We start from the raw sequence: 22,829 nt of genomic DNA, 5'->3' as shown, positions 1-22,829 counted from the left end.
ATTAAATCTTTTGAGTTTCCTATTTTTTATCAAAAAAATGTTATTCCGTTTGTTCCGTAAAACGCTTGATTACATTATAAGCGGAAACAATGCCCAGCTCTCCCGCCTTGCTCAAATCCGAAATGCCCAGCTTATTATTACCCAGGAAAATATGTGTCAATCCCCGGTTGAAGTAAGCATCCGCGAAATCTGGATTCAATTCGATAGCCTTATCATAACCGACAATCGCCGACCGGTAGTCTTTCAGCATCGCAGACACGTTGGCGCGGTTGTAATACGCATACACGAAATCCGGCGCCAGCTCAATCACCTTGTCCAAATCCTTTATCACCACTTCATAATCCACAGCGGTTATCTCCTTGCGCGCATTGTCACCCGGCATGTCCGTCCCCGTATTCTGTTCGGCCTTTTGATATTCCAGTTGCTTGCAGCGGATAAGCGCACGCATGAAATACGCCGGGAAGAAGTTTCCGTCCAGCAATATCGTCTGCGTCAAATCGGAAACCGCACTTGAAAAGTCCTGCACCAGGTAAAAATCAATCGCGCGGGCAAAACGCCTCGAAGCGTCCTTCTCATCATCCACAATAGCCGACGTATGCGTATCAATCAAGGCAAAATGGAATTTCACCTGTTCCTCCGTCAACGGTGCTTCCATATTCGTGATACGAAGCCGTTTGGGGAGTACTCCCGAACGGTTCAAGTCTTCAATATACTTATGGAAATTCACCGACCGTTTCACATCGCTTATCTTCTCATAATAAGTCAGGGCGTACATCGGTTCCAGCTTTATGTTCACATTCTTATCCTGCACACGTCCGCGATAATCGCTCGTGTAACGCTGTTCCGCCTCGGAATCGTCCGCAATCACTATCCTGCGGTAATTATTCATGTTCTTGTCGGACTTCTTACGGGTCTTGTTCCCCTCATCTTCTTCAGCTTCCTGATTCTTATTCTGCGCCACGTCTTTATCCTTCACCCCGTTTTGCTTATCCAACTGTGCTTTCAGCAGCTTGAACTCATCCTGCTCGGCACCCTTGCGGTCTCCGATTTTCTTCCGCGCCTCGGCACGCTGGTAGTATCCCGCCAGGAAATTCGGATATTCCTCAATCACCGTCGAATAATCCTGTATGGCACCACGGTAATCTCCCGTCTGCGCGCGGAGCAAGCCCCGGTTAAAGATTGCCATCATATTATCCGGCTCCATCCGGATTACAAAATCAAAGTCCTCGATGGCGCGGTTATCGTCTCCCACTCTCGCCCGCAGCAGACCCCGGTTATAATGCCCGATGAAATTATTCGGGTCGATATCCAACGCCAAATCATAGTCGCTCATAGCCCCCCTCAGGTTGTTCTGATGGAATCGAGCCAACGCACGGTTGATATAATTTCCTGCATTCCTCGCACTCAGATGGATGGCGCGGTCAAGGTCGGATTCCGCTTCCGCATATTTCTCCTGCTGCAACCTGACGATAGCCCTTGCCGCCCATGCGTCCGCATCGTACTTATCCAGCTCGAGAGCCTTATTGAAATCATTCAACGCAGCAACCGTATCTTTTTGTTGCAGAAAAACCTCCCCCCGCATCAGATAAGCGCGGGTATAGCGCGGCGAAACCCTCAGCAGGTTTTCCAAGTCCTTCTTAGCGGAATCATAATCTTTTTTCTGAATGTGGGATAGCGTCAGGTTATGCCATAAAGTAATGTTCTCAGGGTCATAATGCAACGCTTTCTGATAGTCCTCAATAGCGCCGTCAAACTTATTCTGCCGGATTCTTGCCAAGCCCCGGACCTGATATGCGCCCACCACGAACGGATTGCGTTGAATGGCAGCGTCACAATCCGTCTCGGCTCCCTGGAAATCTTCCAGGTTCAGCTTGGCCAACGCCCTGAAAAAATAAGGTTCATACAGGTAAGGTTTAGCATTAATCACCTGGTTGAAGTACTGGATAGACAGTACGTAGTCCTCAAAATAAAGAGCGTTCCGGGCAATAGTCATCACCCGGTCCGTATTAATCTGAGCATATACCAGCGTAGGGAACAGTATTAAAACTGTTAATATTTTTTTTATCATTGACATCTTATACTTGTAAACGAAGCAAAAATAACGCTTTTCGTTTACTTAACAGGGATATAAACGTTTTTTATCTTTATTTCACCTGTTTCATCTTATACGAGCTACGCGCTTTTCCTTTTAACATCGCGTTCAATTTTCCTTTTATCATCTGCCTGCGAAGCGAAGAGAGATGGTCGATAAACATCTTCCCCTCCAGATGGTCGAACTCATGCTGCATCACGCGGGCCAGATATCCTTCCACAACCTCGTCATGCTCCACAAAATTCTCGTCCATATATTTCACGCGAATCTTGCTGCCTCTTTTCACAGTCTCATGAAGACCGGGAAGGCTCAGACACCCTTCTTCCATGCTCACTTCCTCACCTCCCACTTCCAGTATGTGGGGATTGATGTACGCCTTATTGAAATCCTTGAATTCGGGATATTCTTCCGAAAGCGGGTCTAACGTGATAGTTACCACGCGGATGGGCAAACCGATTTGCGGGGCGGCAAGCCCTACTCCGTCCGCATGCACCATCGTCTCGAACATGTTCGCAATCAATTCTTTCAGATTCGGATAATCCGGAGTGATATCCTCCGCTACTTTTCTCAGCACAGGCTGGCCATATACGTAAATAGGTAAAATCATACTTTATATTCCACTAAAAAAATTAAGTTACTCTATGTCTTTTATTAAAAACGTTTACTCTCCAAATAGGTCTGCAAAATAATAGTGGCGCTTATCTCGTCAACCAAAGCCTTATTCTGCCGGTCTTTCTTTTTCAACCCGGCTTCCAGCATCGTGCGGTGTGCAAGCACGGATGTGAAACGTTCGTCCACATATTCGACCGGAAGTTCCGGGAAACGTTTTTTCAGCGAACGGACGAAAGGCTCGATATGTCTCATATTTTCCGACACCTCGTTGTTCATCTGCCTGGGTAGACCGACGATGACCCGTTCTACCGGTTCCTTCGCCATATAACCACTGATAAAGTCCAGAAGCTCATGCGTAGGCACTGTCGTCAGGCCGTTCGCAATCAACTGCATCGTATCGCTGACGGCTATCCCCGTGCGCTTTCTTCCGTAATCTATTGCCACTATTCTGCTCATGGGGCACAAAAATACAAAAAAGACGTTTCCCATGAAAGGAAACGTCTTTTTTATTCCAATTATTTAGATGTGTATTATTCTTCCACAATAGCTACACGGCTTAACTTGGCATCGTCATAGAACATATTGCCCACACCGCCTTTATAGTCTACCTTCAACTGGGAAGCAGGAACACCGAATTCGTTAACCAATACGTCACGGACAGCTTCTGCCCTCTTCTTACTTAACTTCATGTTATATTCGGCGGAACCGGTTCCTTTATCCGCATATCCCGTTACGGTGTAAACCTTGCCGGAGTTCTCCTTGATAGCTTTAGCCATAGTCTCGATGTTCATGTATTCCTTCTTGGCAATGTTGCTCTTGCCGATGTTGAACACAACCACCAGGCGCGGAACAGAGGCAACGACCTCTTTCTTCACGATAACTTCCGGTTTCTTGTTACGGGCGTCAACCAAGTCGCGTTTCAGGGATTCGTTCTCGCCCTTCAAAGCATTTACCCGGTCTCTCATCTCGTTCAACTGGCTTTCCGGAACCATCGGTACGGTAGGAACAGCATCCCAACCGCGTTTCTTGAACTTGTAGGTCACTCCCACGGTCAGACCCGCCATAGCTTCCTTAGAAGAGCCGCCGAATGCGTCTTTCATCAAAAGCCCCCGCAATTCAACATTCAAATCCAAAGCGGGAGAAAGACGGAAACGGTTAATCAAACCTGCGTTGATACCCAGGTTCTGCTGGTTCGGCTTAGACCATGAAACCACTGCACCGGCTCCCACGTAAGGAATGAACGAATACAGGCGTTCTTCGTCATAACCGCCAATCATATTGGATAGATTGAACAGGACATCACCATGAAAATTGGCGAGATTCCATTTCTGCTTGTAATAGCCGTTAGAATATTGCCCTCCTTTTACAAATACGTCATCCGCATAAGGAGTCGCGCCTTTGGCTTGAAGCCCGTTGTAAGCGAGGCGTAATCCGATACCCGGAGTGAACCACTTGCCTACAGCGATATCGAGCGCCGGAGCCAGACGTTTGCCGAAACTGGCCTTGCCGTCATTGTCGCCCATATACATTTGTGCACCAATGCCGCCACTAATGAACCAATTAGCGCCAAAGAGGTTTGTTTCCACTCTATAGCTCTTTGCCGCATTTTCTTTCTCTTGAGCGGGCAGACACACAGAGGCCGCCGCCAATAAAATAAACAATAAACCCTTTTTCATCTCAATTTATTTTAGTAAATAATTATATTTCCGTTTGCCTTGCATTGACATCTGCGTTTCTCCTGACGCCACATACTTGACAAAGAGACAATAAGCAACCACCCTTTCTATAAAATTAATGCAAATATAGATATTTAATATAACACAAACAAAAAAACACGTAAAAAATCATTCCCATACATTTTTTTATGAAACGGGAAAGACCGGGCCGGAAGCTGTATATATAAAAACGCCCCGCCAGACTCCTCTTCCGGGTGATGGCGGGGCGCTTCTCTTGCCGATGCAATCATGCGGCTAATAAACCAGCTTCACGTTATCAACCCACAGCGAGTTGCCCGGAGAACCGACATAAGCCCCTCCGTGGCTAGACGTAAACTGTATGTATATATGTGTCGGCACATCGTCCTCATTTCCCCATGCCACTTCATGGATGGGTACGCTTTCCCCCTTGCTGTTTACCGTATAATTTTCGGTCACCTGCAACCGCATCATGTGCGCCTTGTATTCGGGACGGCCTGTAATATCCCCGTACATAATCTCATACGAGACATTATTCTTCCAGTCGGTAGAATGGTAATAATAAGTCACCATTGTCCCGATACGTTTCGCGAAAACATTGCCTTCGGCGTCTTCCCACCGTTTCTGCAGAAAAAGGATTGCCGCCGGATAATCCTTGCCGGGAACGTCGGTGATTCTGCTGAATCCCGTAGCCCGGATGCGGTTCTGCCTGTCAGACATCTTCACTTTATAATCGAACTGAAGAGCGACCGGCTTTTTGGTAAACGGCACACCGCACTGCAACATCTTCTGCGGATTCTTGGTTCCTTTAATCGGTTCATGCACCGAACCGGTGAAAATAGAGCCCGCCGCCAGTACCGTAATATTCACCAGTCCCAGCACCTTCACGCTCTCCATGCGCGTATCCAGCCGCGCGCAATAGCCGTCGCCCCTCTTTTCGGGAAAAACGGAAGTATTCGTCTTGGTGATGCCCGCCACTTTCGCCATCACATTCGAAGTCCCCCACGGCGACCCTCCCATGTTCTTATAAACCTGGTCGCCTTTAATTACAGCCGTAGGAGCAATCTCATACACATTCTTCGTGTTCCCCCCGATAATTCCCGATTCCTTTATCTGGCGGTCCACCCACTGGTCCATGTCTCCAAAAGGAAACATTTCCACTTTATGCTGCGCCGTCACAGACAAAGAAGAAACAAATGCCGCAAAACCTGTCATCAACAGGCGATGAACAATCTTCCGAACCATTAATACCTTTCCTTTCTTTTATAAATTATAATTCCATTGTTTCAGGGCAAATCCCCAATTTTCCTCCACCAGCCGGATGGTGCGGTCGTCATATTTATACTTATTCTTTTTATATCCCTTCTTACCACCGACATACTTCTCGATATCTCCGCATGCCTCCGCAAATCCGGGGATGGACAACGACCTGTAAATATCCTCCGTCATTCCCATCGCATCTGCCTCGAAATCCTCGAACTTCACTTCTTTCAGGTTCCCTTCCGGAATGAATTTCTTGTCCGACTCATACTTGTGGTAGAGCTTCGCATAAATAGAAAGGATATTTTCCTCCAATTGTTCATTGCTGATATCCTGAAGTTTCAACGGCTGAATCGTATTTGTAAAAAAACTGCGCGTAGACTCGAACACGGTGTACGGATTGCGCATCAGATAAATGAACTTGGCGTTCGGGAACATCTTCACCAACTCCTTCACCCGTCCCGTATGCGGCGGATTTTTGCTGAGGAACTGCGTGCCGTGCGTATTCCACAAAGATATCTTGATTAATTTGGTAAACACCTCCTCGAACACTTTCAGCTCCTCATCCGTAATATCGTCAAACAGCAAATACTTGTCAGCATATTCCTGTTGGTATTTCGGAAGAAACCAGAAATTATAATACGTATAAGGCATCATGTTCGCCAAAGCGAACTCCTCTTCCTGCGGAAGGTCTACCGCCAGTTCCATATTGTCCGTCGGACGCTTATCCGGCATCAGCCAGCTCATGTTCTTCTTGAAAAAGGGCTGCCCCCACATCATCAGGTGAGGAAACACAGTCTGGTAAGTCGTGTTGTAGCCGAAATGCTTGTCGCAAGAGAAAACGTTGTGCACAAACGTCGTCCCGCTTCTCCAGTGTCCCAGAATAAATACCGGGTCATGTTCCAGCGGCCGGTCTGCCAGCAATTTCCCGTAACGTTTGTCCTGCAGGGAAGCCAACGGTGAAAGCAAGCGACACACGGCTTTCGTCAACCGGTACTTGCCCTTATAAGCCGCATCAATCTCACGACCGGAAGTGATAGCCCGGAAGGTCTTCCAGTCGGCGCCGACCAATGTATTAATCGGAAGCTTGTTAAATTCGAGTAATCCCACTTTTCTTGATTTATGAATTATGATTTACGTTATCATTTAACCACCTTGACCGCGATTCCCTGACGTTCCAGCTCCTTCACGGCTTTCTCGACCGCCCCGTAATGTTCCGGAGCAATCCCCAGTTTCGGCAAGTCCAATACCGGAATATCGTCCGCATCATTCATATCCTTCATCTCCACCCGGCCGATAATCATACCCACAGCCGAAGTATTGTTGGTAATCGGGTCAATCAGGATAAACGAGCCGCAAGATTTGTTTTTCTTGTAAGAATCGAAGAACAATTCTTTTGCTGTCGTCAGCACCACACGGGCGATTTGATTCAACTGCAAAGGCAGAGTCTCTCCCGTCAACCGCCCGTTTTCCAAGGAAAGGTGTTCCATCGTGTTCACATCCACCTTATACTTAATCGCATCGATACGGGTCCGGCTCAGGTTGGTGGTCTGTTTGATGAAGAATGATTTATTAACATCCATCGGTTCTTCGTCCATCCATACCATCATCGCCTCAAAATTGCGGTCAACCGTCGGCAGGTTGTCCGGATGTACCAGCATCTCGCCACGGGAAACGTCGATTTCATCTTCCAGCGTCAACGTAACGGACTGCGGCGGAAAAGCATATTCCAGCTCCCCGTCATACGTCACGATGCTCTTCACCTTGGAAGTCTTTCCCGAAGGAAGCGCCATCACCGTATCCCCCTTACGGACAATCCCTGAAGCCACTTTCCCGCAGAAGCCTCTGAAATCCAGGTTCGGGCGCAACACATACTGCACCGGGAAACGGAAATCTTCGAAATTATGGTCGTTGTCAATGTGCACGGTCTCAAGGAAATCCAGCAGAGAAGGCCCTTCATACCACAAAGTACGTTCCGACTTCTCCACCACATTATCCCCGTCCAACGCCGAAAGCGGGATACAATTCACATCGGGGATTCCCAACGGAGACACAAACCGTTTATAATCCGCCACAATCTCATTAAAGCGTTCTTCCGAGAAATCTACCAAATCCATCTTGTTGACTGCCAACACGACATGCTTAATCCCCAGCAAAGAAACCAGGAACGTATGGCGGCGGGTCTGGGTAATCACTCCCGTACGGGCGTCTACCAGTATAATCGCCAGGTTCGCCGTAGAACCGCCGGTAATCATATTGCGCGTATATTGCTCATGTCCCGGAGTGTCCGCAATAATAAATTTACGGCCGTTAGTAGAAAAATAGCGGTAAGCCACATCAATCGTAATCCCCTGCTCACGCTCGGCCTTCAAGCCGTCAAGCAACAAGGCGTAGTCGATATGTTCACCCGCGTTGCCCACACGCTTGCTGTCGCGTTCCAACGCATCCAACTGGTCTTCATACAATTTCTTGCTGTCGAACAGCAAACGCCCAATCAACGTAGATTTCCCGTCATCTACCGAACCGGCGGTCAACAGCCTTAACAAGTCTTTCTGTTCATCCTTATCCAGAAATGCCTTTATATCCAATTTATTATCCATTGCCAACTAATTAAAAGTATCCTTCACGTTTCTTCTGTTCCATGCTCGCGTCCTGGTCGAAATCAATCACACGGGTCGTACGTTCGCTCTTGGTGGTAGTCATCATCTCCTCCACAATCTCCTCAATCGTAGAAGCGTTGCTTTCCACGGCCCCGGTCAGCGGCCAGCAGCCCAACGTGCGGAAACGCACCGTCTTCATTTCAATCTGGTCACGGTATTTCTCCGGCAAACGGTCGTCGTCCGCCATAATCAGGTTGCCGTCTATCCGTACCACCGGACGCTCCTTCGCATAATACAACGGGACAATCGGGATATTCTCCAGACGGATGTACTGCCAGATATCCAACTCCGTCCAATTGCTCAACGGAAACACCCGGATGCTCTCTCCCTTATGCACACGGGCGTTATAAATGTCCCACAGTTCCGGACGCTGGTTCTTCGGATCCCACTGGTGGAACTTGTCCCGGAAAGAAAAGATACGCTCTTTCGCACGCGATTTTTCCTCGTCACGGCGAGCGCCGCCGAATGCAGCGTCAAACTTATATTTATCCAGCGCATGAAGCAACGCCTGTGTTTTCATCAAATCCGTATGCACCTTGCTCCCGTGCGTAAAAGGACCCACCCCGGCACGGAACGCTTCCATGTTACTTTCCACGATTAGGTTCCAGCCGTATTTCTCGGCATATTCGTCACGGAACTGAATCATCTCCTTAAATTTCCATTTCGAATCGATATGCATTAATGGAAACGGCACTTTACCCGGATAAAACGCTTTTTCAGCCAAGCGCACCATCACTGAAGAATCTTTTCCGATACTGTAAAGCATCACCGGATTTTCAAACTCCGCCGCCACCTCGCGGATAATGTGAATAGACTCTGCTTCGAGTTCTTTCAAGTGGCTTAATTTATACTCTTCCATTATTTTTGAAATTACGAATCACAGATTACGAACCTGCGCGGCAAACTGTCTGCCGGCACTGAATCCCTCATTCTTCATTTTATACTCTTTACTTTGGGCAAAACGAGCTCCAGCAAACGGTTCACCGACTCTTCCAGGCTTATCCTGGAAGTATCCAGCGCCAGCGCCGGGTGTTCAGGCACCTCAAACGGCGCGGAAATGCCGGTAAAATTCGGTATTTCCCCTTTCCGTGCTTTGGCGTAAAGCCCTTTCACGTCGCGCTTCTCACATTCTTCCAGCGGAGTACTCACGAAAATTTCCAGGAAATCTTCCTTTCCGATAATATCCGCCGCCATCTCCCTGATATCGTTGTTCGGACTGATAAACGCGGCAATCGTAATGATGCCGCTGTCCAGGAACAGCTTGGAAACCTCCGCGATGCGCCGGATATTCTCCACCCGGTCGGCTTCCGAAAATCCCAGATTGTTATTGATGCCGCTGCGGATATTATCGCCGTCCAGAATGCGGCAAAGAAATCCCCGCTTATGAAGTTCACGCTCCAGCGCAATGGCAATCGTGCTCTTTCCCGAACCGCTCAAGCCGGTAAACCAAATCATGACACTGTGCTGTCCTAAAAGTTCTTCTTTATCTCGCCGCGTCATCATACGGTCAAAGATAGGATATATATGATTATTTTCTTCCATTTACAAATCCATTTATTAAAAGTTCCAGATTATCGGGACCAGAATGATAGAAATCAAAAAGGTTATAATATTGAGAGGCAAACCGATACGCACGAAATCCGTAAATTTGTAGTTACCGATACCTTGCACAATCAGATTCGTCTGATAGCCGATAGGTGTAGAAAAACTGGCGGAGGCAGCCATGCAAATCACGACAAAGAAAGGAGTCGGACTTACTCCCAACTGTGTGGAGATGGACAACGCCAAAGGAAAAGCCAGGGCTGCTGCCGCATTATTCGTAACCAGTTCTGTAAACAGGTTCGTGATGACAAACAACATGGCAAGCAGGACGTGGGGCCCGTAATCGTCACTCAAGCCGATGATAAACCCGGCAACGCAGTCCGCCACCCCGGAATTTACCATTGCCTTACTGATGGCGAACGCACAGGCGATAGTTATCAAGATGTCCCAGGAAATGTATTTCGTATATTTCCGGGCGGGGAAAAGGTTGGTCCACGCCATTATAATCGTAGTGATGGAAACAAAGAAAAACATGTCCAGCTTTATATCCGGAAACAGTTCCCTGACAACCGGAAGCTCTCCCACCGTCGCGCCCACAATCATCAATACCAGAAGTATCAATGCCAGCCAGCGCTTTTTCTTTCCGGTGGTATCGGGGTCATTCCCGTTAGTCAACAGCACGAATACGGAAGACTCTCCCCATGTGGGAATAAATGTGTCGTCCGCCATCACTACCAGCGTATCCCCTTCCCGAAGCACCACATCGTTCAGGTTTGTCACGTACCGTTGTCCGCTGCGTGTCTTTATCTCTTTCACCTCCGCACCGTAATGACGCTGGAAGTTAAAATCGCTCAATTTCTTGTTTATGCCGGGAAAACGGGCTCCCAGCACCGCTTCCACCCGATGCAGCTTCTCCCCTTCTTCCATCTCTTCGTCCGGCACGGTAGTATCAGGACGCGCATCCGGCAAAAGGCGCTTCGAAAAAAGAAAAAGGTAGATGATGCCGGCTATGGCTATAAAAATCCCGACCTTTCCGAGCTCAAACATGGAGAAACCCTCATATCCGGCTTCCAGCACCATTCCGTGCACTACCAGATTGGTCGAAGTACCTATCAACGTACAAATACCACCCAGAATAGTCACATAGGAAAGAGGAATCAGGAATTTAGTCGCCGGAAGGTTCACCGACTTCGCCCAATGTTTGATAATCGGGGCAAAGATTACCACGACGGGGGTATTATTCAGAAAAGCGGAAATGAAGGCGACCGAAGGCAATATGCGCAATTGCGCCTTGAACACTGTCGTTTTTCCCTGCGGGAGTAGTTTTTTTATCACTTGCGCCAATGTCCCGGACTGACGAATCCCTTCACTTACCAAGAAAAGCAGGGCGACGGTAATCATGCCTTTATTGCTGAACCCCTCAAGCATCTCTTTCGGCGTCAGGATGCCGGCGCACAGAAACAATACCACTACCGTGAACAGCACCATGCCCGGACGCATTTTATCAGCGACCAGGGCAGCCACCATTCCGAATAAAACCAACAATACGAATACAATCTCAAATGTCATACAAACATCCATTAGTGTTTTCTTTCGGATTCAACGATAAACCAGGGATTCAGCAAGTCTTCCTTGTTATACCGCAAAGGCTCATCCGTCCCGGCCTGGTACACTTCCATTCCGGCGGCGCGGGCTATGGCATGTCCGGCAGCCGTATCCCACTCCATCGTCGGAGCGAAACGCGGATAGACATCCGCACTTCCTTCCGCAACCAAACAAATTTTAATGGAACTCCCGCTCGAAACCAGCTCGACATTATCGTGTTCTTTTTTCAAAGCCGAGATATACGCTTCCGTCTCCGGCGACAGATGCGAACGGGAAGCGACAATTACAAAACACCCGCGGTTCCCCGTCAAAGGCATCCGTTCCGACCTCCCGATTAGATGTGCCAACGTCCTGTCTTCCTCTTCCAATTCCGTTATGCCGGAACACTTATAGGCTCCCATACCTTCCGCTGCAAAATAAAGCTCTCTCTTCACAGGTACATAAATCACCCCCAATACAGGTTTTGAACCGCGTACCAGGGCGATGTTTACGGTAAACTCCCCATTGCGTTTGATAAATTCCTTCGTTCCGTCCAGAGGGTCTACAATCCACAATACTTCCCATTTACGGCGGACTTCATAATCCTGCGACTTTCCTTCTTCACTAAGAACCGGGAAAGGAGTATCATTCAAGACAGCGACAATCGTTTCGTGCGCTTTCCGGTCAGCTATCGTCAGAGGAGAATTATCAGCCTTTCTCTCTATCCCGAAATCCGATGCCGGGTCATTATAAATAGAAAGTATTTTTTCACCTGCCTTCAATGCCGCGTCAATAGCATTTGTTACATATTTCTGTTCCATTTAATTCCTTAATTAATACCTCATTGATATAAAGGCTATAATTCTTCTAACTTAAGAGTTGACAAAAGTAAAAACTTTATTCCCTATAAAAGTTTCCTCGCAAACATTTATAACTTCTTTTAGTAGAATAATAAAAATATCTAAATAGGCGAACACCTCCACCGTACAATAAAAAAGCGGTAACTTCCCAGTTACCGCCTTCTTATCCGGAAAAAACGTTTGTTCTTTCCCATATAATATATTACCAAAAAGAAATCAATATACGCGATAGAGCAGCCATGCGCCCTGGAAATCCGAACGGTTCGGATATTTAGCCTTGAAAGCGTCACGCGCCTCGGCAGCGGCAGCCTTATCCGTAAACGAGCTGACTATCACACGATACATCGCCTTCTCTGCATTAAACGCGATAGTAGCCTGGTAACCCTGGGCGTCCAGCCATTCCTTCAATCCGTCCGCATTCGCCTTTACACCGAAACTGCCTGCCACCACGCTATAATCTTTCAATCCGTCATTACCGGAAACGACCGTAACCTTTTCCTCACGAATACCGGATGTATCTGCCACCTTGGGCGCTTCCGTCACGGGAGCCGTAACCACGGGAGGCGCAACCACCGGAGTCACTTCCACAGGAGCTTCCACCTGAGGTTCCGCCAGTTCTTGTTGTTTTGCTTTCTCATAAGCTTTCTTATAGGCGCTTTCGCTGGATTTACAAGATGCAAATGCAAGCATCAAGCAAACTCCCATTCCTAATACAACCAATTTTCTCATATTCCTATACTCTGTTTTAATTAATAATTCACGTTCTTGCCTGTCAGCATTCTGTTTCGGGCAACAAAATAATAGAATTTTTATCATCCGGCAAAGAAATCCGGTGAAAAAACACATTAAACAGTCCTAATACCCGTTATGTTCCGGTTGTTCACCATAGAAATGACAAAAGTACGTTTAAAGCGTCATTGACCGGCTCCGAAAGGCAGTTAAATAAGATTAAACCGCAAAAGAAAAAAAGAATCATAAAACTGCATACTTTTTTCGGTATTGCCGAACAACCTTTCAAGAAAAATGTTATATTTGTTGTATCATATTTAAACATTATATATTATGAAAGGATTGAATGTATTAGCAGCTTTTTTGGGTGGTGCGGCCGTAGGCGCAGCCCTTGGTATTTTATTTGCTCCTGAAAAGGGAGAGGATACCCGTCATAAAATCGCCGAGATTCTCCGTAAAAAAGGAATCAAGCTAAACCGCAGTGAAATGGAAAATCTCGTTGACGAGATTGCAGCCGAGATGAAAGGCGAAATAGCAGAGTAAGTGATTAAAAGGATTTTAAAACAGAGCGGCCATGTTTGCAGACGATAAGAGCATTGAAAATTTCCAGCAGTTATTTTTCGAGTTCAAAAAATATCTGGAACTTCAAAAAGAATACACCAAATTGGAATTAACGGAAAAGCTGACTATCTTGTTTTCAACGTTAATCATGATATTAGTACTTATTATCTTAGGCATGGTGGCCCTGTTTTACCTGCTTTTCGCTTTAGCCTATATCCTGGAGCCATTGGTAGGCGGGCTCATGGCGAGCTTTGCCATTATAGCCGGCATTAACGTCCTACTCATAGCCCTTGTCATTATTTTCCGCAAGCAGCTCATCATTTCGCCGATGGTGAACTTCCTCGCCAATTTATTTTTAACCGATTCAAACAAATAAATTATGAGTACGCAAACACCGCAGAAATTCACATTGGAGGAGATAGCTCAACGCAAAAAGAAACTTTTGAATGAAATACGGGCTCAAAAGAAGGCGATGGCAATGACTACCCGTGAGATATTCGCCCCGCTTGCTCCTGCCACCAATAAGGCGGACGCCCTCATGCGTTCATTCAATACCGGTATGGCTATATTCGACGGGGTGATGATGGGAATCAAGGTGATGCGGAAAGTGCGTGCGTATTTCAGAAGCCTGAGGTAGCCTTTTCTTTATTTTTCAGGTATTCCGACAGATATTCCAGGTACAAAAGTACAGTAAGTACACTACTCCGATATTCCACACACGTGCGCGCGAATAATTAAGGTGGAACCATCCGGTAAATAAAAAAAGGAATATATTTTCCCGGATATACATAAAAAGATGGTTCCCAAAACTAATCCACTGCAACTCTTCTTTTGAAAACATACGCTTATACTGTGCCATTTAATATTGTCAATATAAATGTCTTCCAACAGAAATTGGAAGCGGGAAATCTCTGAAATATAAACTTTAAAAGGAAAAATCCTCCTATTCTTGCCTCATATCCTGATGAATGAAGGCTAAAATAGGGGGATTTTATGTTATAGCTTATCAATCCTAAATAAAGTTGTCCCGTTCTTCTGTTTTGAGGTGGCAGTGGTAAAGCGCCCCACAATACATGCAAAATCCCATTATTATCTTTCAATCTCCTCTTTGGATAATCCCGTAGTTTGTGAAATTATACCGCAGTTACTCCTAATTTTTTTAGATTATCCTCTTAACAGCTTTCACTTTCAAGAAGTCTCTGGATAATAGTCCTCTCGCCCAATAACGTAGTAAGTACTCCTTCAAGTACGCCAAAGTTTACCTTGCTACAGAGCAGCCTCTTTATCTCCCTGTCAAAACGGATTATATAATTATTGCTATTATTCATCTTCCGCTTCATTTATTGATTCACATAAAGGCAAGCAAACTGATTCAGGTCAGCAAAGGAAAAGATTTTAGGGTACACAAAATTCCTTAAACAGAATATATCCTAAACAGAAAATTACGCGCGTGTATGTGTGTGTAAGGAAGCCCTGAAAAAGTGTACCTATTGTACTCTTTAAACCAACATAGTGCTATACATGAGGTAAAACTTAGCTTTAGAGGGCGTAAAGCTGTGCTTTAGGAACTGTAAACCGCTGCTTTTGGTTCCCCCCAGTATTCGCAAACAGGGGAGATATGCCATGCCTATGCGGTTAACCGCCCACTTACGGATAAACTCCCATTGCCGGCCGTATTCCATTCCTTGAACCACGGTGCGTACCACACCTCTTTACAACTTGCCCGTCTTCCTCAAATAATAAGATATATCCGATAACACTTCCGGAAACCTGACGGTAAGTTCATGCAACAATTGGCGTTCCAACTCAAATTTAGCCCAAAGATGTTCTTCCGCCCATTTCTTATAAAACCAGAAATGAGTGAAAGGCATTCTGTCATCCAGCCTGTTGAATGCCCAACTGCCATATTGAGGGTCGTCCGATATAAACTTGAAAGACTTGGGAGACCATACTGCATCCAGGAAAGGACGGCAGGTATATCCATATTGCCCGGAAAGCAGAACAGGCAGCCTTTGTTCCATATATAAGACTTCCGGAGTCGCATGTAACCCGAATACAGACTTCACCCTGTTACCACACATATACCTGAAAGCTTCACTCACGAAAACCTTGCAGAAATCCATATTATTAAACACCGTAATGCACATATTCGTCGCCAGCGTCTCCTCACCCGCCGATTCCGGAAATACATAGCCGTCGGGTTTTGACAGGACGGCGATATCCGGATAAGAGGTATCCCCCATATCAATTGTTTCCCAATGGGCGAATTGCCAGTCCACTTCGGGACGTATGTCAAGTTTTTTCCAAATAATTAAGTCGGTATCGATACAAGCAAACGGTTCACGTTGTTTCTCATAAGCCATAAATTTTGCCGCGGACCAAAAGATTTGCGGATTGATTTCCCGCCCTGCGGAATCATCTCGGAGTATCTCGACCTCATCCCAGCAAGACAAAAGCCGCGCCTGCCTGAGTTGGATGTAAACCGGTTCGTCACAATACAACTTTATGCTCCCATTCGTTTTCCTCCACTGCAGAGCGGAGAGAATCATCATACATAATGCATAATCGGAAAATATCTTGCCGGGAACATAAGCTTTATACACGCCGCTGACATTACGTCCTAATTGGACAGGCTTCGAGAAAAAACAATGAATGCCAAGCATACGAAACAGGATTAGCGTTTGTTCAAATATTCACGTAACAAATCCAGGACACTTTTCACAGCCCCGCCACGCACCATACCCGTCCGCAATCCCGCCTCCAGCGAATGATATGTGAAATTCACCAGTCCGTTCATCAGGTTTCCGGCATCTTTCCCGTCCATATTTTCCAAAAGACATTCACCACACCTGTCCACGTCACATAAATAGTACATCGCATTCAACAAAGTATACAGAAACTCGTGCTGCATCTTATCCCTCCCGTCCGTAAGCCGACTGTATCTTTCCAGATACTCTTCTGCTTCAACCACTCTGCCGCTTGCCAAATACACCGCAACCGAATGTGTATAATAAAATTCCTTATCGCCGTCTATATATATCGCTTTTTCAAGCAACCGGGAAATCTCTTCCCAGGATATGAAATCGTTCACCCTTTCCAACTGGTAAACATAAGACAACGCTAAATAAAAGAGGTATATCGATTCTTTCTCTTCGCTTTTCTCACACGCCTGTTTTAAATACTTACTAGACAAGTCATATCGTTCAGTAATAAAGTACGCCCTGCCTAAATCATAGAAATAATATGTTTTTGCTTCTTTATTGTTTCTAATCGAACGTATCAGTTCCTTTTCCGCCTCCTTGAGTTTTCCCCATTCGATATAAATAACTCCTAAATAATAATGAAAACCGTAATCATCTGTCAAATGATATGTATCCATTTTACCGAACAATATATGATATTTTTTTTCCGCTCGTTTAAAACACTCATCCGCCATAGAGAAATTTCCCGACTCTTTATAGGAAAGCCCTTCGCAATAATAAGTGACCGCCAGTTCATGGTAATAATACCACATCTCGGTATTTATACTAATAATATTATTCAATATTTTTTTTGAACGGGAGAATTCCTTTTTCTTCCGATAAGTAATGGCAATCCACATCAATATATCTGTATTCCGCTTGTCCCATTGAAGCGCCAGAGCAAAAGACGACAATACTTTTTCAAAAGCGCTGTTATCATTGAAATTACCTTCCGGAATGGCAGACAAGTAAATGCGCCCCAGTAAACAACTGTATTTGGAAAGCGTTTTTTGGGAAGAGAGACATGTCTCGTCTATAATTCGCAGTTCATCCTCCGAAGAGCCCACCCCTGGCAGGCTTGATTTATCCTTTAGAATCTCTATGGCTTTCTCCACATACTTTCCGGCAAATTCGAACTCTTCCAAATAAAAATAGGCTTCACCCAAGTAATAATAATACTCATGCCGTACACCATTGTATAAAATAGGGACAACTCTGTTAAGTTTGTCACAAGCACTTTTGTAATCACCGCGATTCATATCTACGCGAGCGGACGCATAAATAAAATAGGGACGCTCCCTGCCTTCACCTTCGTACTTCCGGCAAATCATATCGACCTCTTTATAACGATATTCGGACAATAAATTTTCCACACGGCTTTCATCCTGGAGCACCTGCATTTCCTCCAGGTTGACGGACATCTTACGTTTATGTTCTTCCCTGTCGGCATCCATCGCCGCTGAATGTTTCTCCCAGTTCTCCTTTATCCTTCTCTCAAACTCTTCTTTGTCTTTCTCAAGACGCTTTAACTCATCCTGCACTTTCATCAACCCCAGGAAACTGAAAATAACGAATACGATGGTAATGACACTCAATATCAAGGTGATGGAAGAAGAGAAATCATTAAAACGCACCTTTATCAGTTCCAGTTCAGCATGTAACGATTCCTTACAATACACCAAATCCGCATGCGTGTCCGGAGAGTCTGCAACATTTTCCAGTTTTTCCATCAAGCGTGACTCGATACCGGACATGCGTTTCACCGTATCTTCACCAATACTGCACTGACGGTACAGAAAGAAAAATATGATAACGACAATAAAGACAAAGAATACCAAAGAAAGCCAGTTCGTTATCAAAGACGAAGAAATGCCGGCATTCCTCCTCGGTTCGTTTTTCTCTTTCATTTTTACTTTCCTCCGGTCAAACTCCCATTCCGCCATCTACGCACATGACCTCTCCCGTGGTCCATTCCGACTGTTCACTGGCAAGGAAGACAATGGCTTTAGCTACATTGGAAGAAGAGCCGAACCATTTCAGAGGCTGTACCCCCAAATAATGATTTAGCCCGTTCAACTTCCGGTAAGCTTCATAGCTTCCTTCTCCAACGCCTTCGACAGGATTCAGTATCCCCGGACAGACGCAATTCACACGAATATTATATTCTCCGTATTCAGCAGACAGCATACGGGTCAGATGCGCCACGGCAGACTTCACTGCGCCATAAACGGCGCATTTCGTATCCGACATGGGACGGAGCCCTAGAACGGAACCGACGTTCACAATGGAACCGAAACGTTGGTTAAGCATAAAGGGAAGGATTGTCTTGCCAGACACGAAAACAGTAAACAAATTGGACATTACTAACCGGTAAAAGTCCTCCGCCTCCATTTCAACAAAAGGTTTCGATATGAACTCGCCAGCCACATTGACAAGGATATCCACTCTCCCGATTTCCCGGATACGGGGTTCAAGGGAGTCTTCCGATTCATGGAGGTTGCAAAGGTCTGTCTCCACGATTTCATACCGAATCTGCTCTCTGATATCCGCCTTACTTTCTATCCGTTCTCTCATCTTTTCCCGACTCCTGCTCACCAAAATGAAATAGCAGTCGGGATATACATTCAGAAATTCTCTGATTACGGCCATGCCTATCCCCGAAGTCGCACCGGTTATCACTATTATTTTACTTTTACTATCCATATCTATCAATCGATTTTCATATTAATCCAAGAATACCGTTTATCAGTCTGTTATATTCCCTGCCCGCTTCAACAACCCCGTATGGAACCGCATGTAACGGCGCTATTTCCCGCTCCTGCAAACTACGGTACATTTTCTCTACACTTTTAAAAAGGTCATATCCATCATAAGGATTGGCTTTTACCACTCTGCCATAAGTGTCCGGTATCAATTCACTTACGCCACAAAATCTTGACAACACAACGGGAACACCCATCTGCACGGCATCATAGGCCACTATATTAAAAGGGTCATACAAGCTGGGAACCACTAGACTGTCACACTGCCCGCAAATGAAGGAAATATACTCTGCCCTGTCACGTTTCCACCCAATTAACCTGATAGCTCCCCGGTCAAGCAAAGCCTTAAACTTGGCTGCATTGTCCGGAGACAGGAAGAGCCGGTCAAAATTTTCCATGTAGAAGTAATCCGACAAGACAACCAGCTCCATCCCATATTGAGTATGACAATGGAAGAAACAGTCTATCAACTGTTCTATCCCTTTTCTATACTCCCACCTTCCGGCATATAACAAACGGAACCTTGAGAAAGAGACTTTCGTTATATCCCATGTGCATTCCAATCCCTGCATAGGCGCAGATACCGGATAGATGACAGACGAACGGCGGATTATATCCGGGAAAAAACGGGATGCGTACTCCCTGTCCATCTCCGAGTCAAAGATCAGGCAGTCGGCCATGCCCATCATCTCGCGCTGTAACCGATGGAAATGGTCAAACCCTATCCATTTGTTCTGGGCGTTAGCTATCAGCTCCTGCTGTAAAATGGAATGGACACAATAGATGACTTTAATGCTGGGTCTCATGCTTCTGGCATATTTCACACTATCGCCCCACACGAACATTTCGCAAATGAGCAGGTCAAAACCAGACAAGGCTTCCCCTGCAAACAAGATATCCTTTGAATCCATCTCGTGTATAAAAACGCGGGATTGCGGAAAACGGATATGGAAGTCTGCCTGTATTTCAATCAAAGAACATGAGCTGCAGTCATTTATCGACGTCGTATATAAATGGATGGAGGAAACGGAATCATTCTCCAAAATAGCATTGATGACTGTAAACAAATGATAGTTTATGGAGAAGCTCCTTCCGCCCAACAAGTCAGCCGTCAGGCAGGCTATCGACATTTTATTTTTCATAGTACTGTCTGCCGGAAAAGTTATATTTCTCATAAAAACTGCAACACCGAGTACAAAACGGGAAGGAACCGTAAGATATCAACTTGTCCCTGAAAGCGTTGTTCTTGTCACCATTCCAAATTTCCCAAAACGACTGTTCTTTTATATTACCCAGTACCATGCCGGAGCAGTTGGAGACGTCTCCGTTAGGGCAGATGGTGGGAATACGCCACGGCTTGAGGCAGACGTTGTCTTTCCCGCATAGGAAATGCCTCCGGTCGGAATAATAATTTTCTATGTCGGACGAGTCAAAATCCGGAAAAAAAGAGATGTTCATCTCTCCGGACTGCTTTTTTACCATGCAGGAGAGAAGTTTTACTTTCTTCAAATAGACTTCGTCATACTTATAGGGGGTATTGGGCTGCAATACCAAAGTAAAATCTTCATTTAGATTCTTTCTCCAGAACTGGTTAGTCATGTCACGTAAAGCAACGGAAGAGAATTGCATGTGTTGAAGCGACAACGAGGAAATGGGGTATTGGGATAAAAAGTGAATCAACTCCTCTATTCCGTCAATATTATCGGGAGTCATCACGCAATTAACTCCTACATTCTTGAAATATGCCGGGTTATTCCGAGAGAGGATATCGAAAAAATGCGCTATTTTCTGAAAGCTACGAGGACAATTTTTAATATCGTCGTGCACCTTTCCGACACCGCTCATGCTGACTGTCAGCTTCACGTCCGCGGCAATCAGCTTGTCAACATACTTCTCCAGAAAAAAGCCATTGGTTACCACCTCTGCCGAGCAATGCCGCCGGCAAAGCAAGTCCAACAGGGAACCGAAGCCTTCAAACAGCAAAGGCTCTCCGCCGAATAAAAGGAATGTAGGTTTTATCCACGCCAGTTCTTCTATAATATTTACCACGTCTGTAAGTTCCAGTTCCTTTTTCTCCATGGCTGTATTCTGTAACGTACACATATTACAACGCATGTTGCAACGGTCTGTCAAACACAGGATTATTTTCCTAGGAATTGCAAAAGAAGACCTCGCCGAATAAAAATCTACAATACTTTTGTATGCGACTGATTTGTCGGACAAAGGGTTTATCGGAATAGCCATCAGTTATCTGTTTTCATTTAGAGTTTTAACGTCCGAATCTGACGTATGGTATTGGGGAAGGTTATGGGTGTTTACAGGATTCCGGTATGTAAGTTTCCTGTTTTATTTGAATGTTTTTATTTTACAATGGCCTCTTTTATGCAACTTGCGATATAACGCACATCCTCGTCTGTCACATACGGGCCGGCTGGCAAACACATGCCTACCTTGAAGACTGCTTCCGAAACTCCGTTCACATAGCCCGGAGTATGTTTATACACGGGTTGTTTATGCATCGGCTTCCATACGGGACGTGCCTCTATTTTCTTTGAGAGCATAAACATGCGGAGCGCTTCCACATTATCATTAGGCTGGCAGTCGGTAGTCGGACAATCTACAGCATGAATCATACCTGCCGCACCGCCTACGGCTGTCTTGACTATCTCTTTGTAGGCATTTTCCTGACCCGTTATGCGGAGCGAAGGGGCAAGTGTTATTGTACTAAGCCAGAAATTGGAGTCATACTCTCCTGTCGCCGGCTGTTTATGGACAGTTATACCTGGCACATCTGCCAACAGTTCCTCATAAAGCGCCTGCACATGTTTGTGATGCGCTATATGTGTGTCTACTACTGTCATCTGCCCGCGGCCGATACCTGCACAAATATTTGACATGCGGTAATTATAGCCTATTTCCTCATGCTGGTAATAGGGATAAGCTTCACGTGCCTGCGTAGCATACCACATGATCTTGTTTTTCAGCTCTGCATTCCCGCATATCAACGCACCACCGCCGGAAGTGGTTATCATCTTATTACCATTGAAACTCAATACACCGAACTTACCGAAAGTTCCCAGAACGCGACCGTTAAATTTCGAACCGAAACCCTCAGCGGCATCTTCAATAACCGGTATATCGTAACGGTCGGCGATTTCCATGATTCGTGTACAATTGTAAGGCATGCCATACAGGGCGACAGGAACAATCGCCTTCGGCTTCTTTCCCGTTTTTACAATACGGTCCTTGATGGCTTCTTCCAGCAAATCTGGGTCCATATTCCAGGTGTCGAGTTCCGAATCTATGAATACCGGTGTCGCACCGAGATAGGTTATCGGATGTGAAGAAGCACAAAACGTGAAGCTCTGCACCAATACCTCGTCTCCCGGACCTACGCCGCAAGCCAACAACGCCAGATGGACCGCTGCCGTTCCCGCAGAAAGCGCTACTACTTCATTCTTCCCGCCTGCAAATTTTTTCAAAGCTTCTTCAAAAGCGTTTACATTGGGTCCCAAAGGAACCACCCAGTTGGTATCAAATGCTTCTTTTACATATTTTTGTTCAATACCCTCTTCCGACATGTGCGCCAGGCAGAGGTAGATTGTTTTTCTTTCTTCCATTGTGATATATCTTTGTGATTTAATTTACATCGTAAATTTTTAGAATATTCAACTTATAATTAAGATATCAGTTGCCCATTAATTATCCTCTTATATTCTTATACAAAAACAA

21 protein-coding genes are annotated in these 22,829 nt (G+C 45.7%); 3 read left to right on the top strand and 18 right to left on the bottom strand.

Annotated features, from left to right (window positions below; all coding sequences use genetic code 11):
- Positions 1–40: 40 nt before the first annotated feature.
- From Q5076_RS04895 to Q5076_RS04840, 12 genes are all read right to left on the bottom strand, one after another.
- On the bottom strand, positions 41–2,068 hold the full coding sequence (locus Q5076_RS04895) for a tetratricopeptide repeat protein (RefSeq protein WP_303011290.1): 2,028 nt from the start codon (positions 2,066–2,068) through the stop codon (positions 41–43).
- A 76-nt stretch (positions 2,069–2,144) separates the two neighbouring features.
- Entirely contained in the window at positions 2,145–2,699 is a 555-nt protein-coding gene (def, locus tag Q5076_RS04890; RefSeq protein WP_303011288.1) for a peptide deformylase, read from the bottom strand.
- Positions 2,700–2,743: 44 nt separating this feature from the next.
- Complete coding sequence (ruvX, locus tag Q5076_RS04885; RefSeq protein ID WP_303011287.1) at positions 2,744–3,160, bottom strand: Holliday junction resolvase RuvX; 417 nt, start codon at positions 3,158–3,160, stop codon at positions 2,744–2,746.
- 74 nt (positions 3,161–3,234) lie between these two features.
- Positions 3,235–4,380: an OmpA family protein gene (locus Q5076_RS04880; RefSeq protein WP_303011286.1), complete on the bottom strand. Its 1,146-nt coding sequence runs from the start codon at positions 4,378–4,380 to the stop codon at positions 3,235–3,237.
- A gap of 294 nt (positions 4,381–4,674) precedes the next feature.
- A complete protein-coding gene (locus Q5076_RS04875) occupies positions 4,675–5,643 on the bottom strand; it encodes a PCMD domain-containing protein (protein ID WP_303011285.1) in 969 nt (322 codons plus the stop codon).
- Between the two features lie 18 nt (positions 5,644–5,661).
- Positions 5,662–6,768 (bottom strand): sulfotransferase, encoded by a 1,107-nt coding sequence (locus Q5076_RS04870; protein WP_303011282.1) that lies wholly within the window; start codon positions 6,766–6,768, stop codon positions 5,662–5,664.
- A 32-nt stretch (positions 6,769–6,800) separates the two neighbouring features.
- A complete protein-coding gene (gene cysN / locus Q5076_RS04865) occupies positions 6,801–8,258 on the bottom strand; it encodes a sulfate adenylyltransferase subunit CysN (protein WP_303011280.1) in 1,458 nt (485 codons plus the stop codon).
- Between the two features lie 10 nt (positions 8,259–8,268).
- Positions 8,269–9,180 (bottom strand): sulfate adenylyltransferase subunit CysD, encoded by a 912-nt coding sequence (gene cysD / locus Q5076_RS04860; RefSeq protein ID WP_303011382.1) that lies wholly within the window; start codon positions 9,178–9,180, stop codon positions 8,269–8,271.
- 71 nt (positions 9,181–9,251) lie between these two features.
- On the bottom strand, positions 9,252–9,860 hold the full coding sequence (gene cysC / locus Q5076_RS04855; protein WP_303011278.1) for an adenylyl-sulfate kinase: 609 nt from the start codon (positions 9,858–9,860) through the stop codon (positions 9,252–9,254).
- Positions 9,861–9,875: 15 nt separating this feature from the next.
- Positions 9,876–11,429 carry an SLC13 family permease gene (locus tag Q5076_RS04850; protein ID WP_303011277.1) on the bottom strand — a complete coding sequence of 518 codons (1,554 nt, stop codon included), beginning with the start codon at positions 11,427–11,429 and terminating at the stop codon, positions 9,876–9,878.
- 11 nt (positions 11,430–11,440) lie between these two features.
- Positions 11,441–12,265: a 3'(2'),5'-bisphosphate nucleotidase CysQ gene (gene cysQ / locus Q5076_RS04845; RefSeq protein WP_303011276.1), complete on the bottom strand. Its 825-nt coding sequence runs from the start codon at positions 12,263–12,265 to the stop codon at positions 11,441–11,443.
- 255 nt (positions 12,266–12,520) lie between these two features.
- Positions 12,521–13,033 carry an SPOR domain-containing protein gene (locus Q5076_RS04840; protein ID WP_303011275.1) on the bottom strand — a complete coding sequence of 171 codons (513 nt, stop codon included), beginning with the start codon at positions 13,031–13,033 and terminating at the stop codon, positions 12,521–12,523.
- Positions 13,034–13,366: 333 nt separating this feature from the next.
- Here Q5076_RS04840 and Q5076_RS04835 point away from each other — a divergent pair, with 333 nt between their 5' ends.
- Genes Q5076_RS04835 through Q5076_RS04825 form a run of 3 tightly spaced genes read left to right on the top strand, consistent with a single transcriptional unit; the run spans position 13,367 to position 14,231 of the window.
- Complete coding sequence (locus Q5076_RS04835) at positions 13,367–13,576, top strand: YtxH domain-containing protein (protein WP_005677876.1); 210 nt, start codon at positions 13,367–13,369, stop codon at positions 13,574–13,576.
- A 31-nt stretch (positions 13,577–13,607) separates the two neighbouring features.
- A complete protein-coding gene (locus Q5076_RS04830; RefSeq protein WP_303011274.1) occupies positions 13,608–13,970 on the top strand; it encodes a phage holin family protein in 363 nt (120 codons plus the stop codon).
- Between the two features lie 3 nt (positions 13,971–13,973).
- The gene (locus Q5076_RS04825) at positions 13,974–14,231 is read left to right on the top strand and encodes a hypothetical protein (RefSeq protein ID WP_303011272.1); all 258 of its coding nucleotides are present in this window, start codon (positions 13,974–13,976) and stop codon (positions 14,229–14,231) included.
- A gap of 1,075 nt (positions 14,232–15,306) precedes the next feature.
- Here Q5076_RS04825 and Q5076_RS04820 read toward each other — a convergent pair.
- From Q5076_RS04820 to Q5076_RS04795, 6 genes are all read right to left on the bottom strand, one after another.
- Complete coding sequence (locus Q5076_RS04820; RefSeq protein WP_303011270.1) at positions 15,307–16,257, bottom strand: DUF6734 family protein; 951 nt, start codon at positions 16,255–16,257, stop codon at positions 15,307–15,309.
- 11 nt (positions 16,258–16,268) lie between these two features.
- Entirely contained in the window at positions 16,269–18,242 is a 1,974-nt protein-coding gene (locus Q5076_RS04815; RefSeq protein WP_303011268.1) for a lipopolysaccharide assembly protein LapB, read from the bottom strand.
- A 16-nt stretch (positions 18,243–18,258) separates the two neighbouring features.
- A complete protein-coding gene (locus Q5076_RS04810) occupies positions 18,259–19,038 on the bottom strand; it encodes an SDR family NAD(P)-dependent oxidoreductase (RefSeq protein WP_303011266.1) in 780 nt (259 codons plus the stop codon).
- A 16-nt stretch (positions 19,039–19,054) separates the two neighbouring features.
- A complete protein-coding gene (locus Q5076_RS04805) occupies positions 19,055–20,239 on the bottom strand; it encodes a glycosyltransferase (RefSeq protein ID WP_303011265.1) in 1,185 nt (394 codons plus the stop codon).
- Positions 20,229–21,341, bottom strand: coding sequence for a radical SAM protein (locus Q5076_RS04800; protein ID WP_303011263.1), 1,113 nt, complete (start codon positions 21,339–21,341; stop codon positions 20,229–20,231). Before Q5076_RS04800 ends, Q5076_RS04805 begins: the two co-directional genes overlap by 11 nt.
- A gap of 116 nt (positions 21,342–21,457) precedes the next feature.
- A complete protein-coding gene (locus tag Q5076_RS04795; protein ID WP_303011262.1) occupies positions 21,458–22,717 on the bottom strand; it encodes a DegT/DnrJ/EryC1/StrS aminotransferase family protein in 1,260 nt (419 codons plus the stop codon).
- Positions 22,718–22,829: the final 112 nt, after the last annotated feature.

Source organism: uncultured Bacteroides sp., assembly GCF_958445495.1.
Lineage (GTDB): Bacteria > Bacteroidota > Bacteroidia > Bacteroidales > Bacteroidaceae > Bacteroides.
Note: the sequence above shows the minus strand (reverse complement) of the source record. Positions and strands in the feature narration are given on the sequence as shown.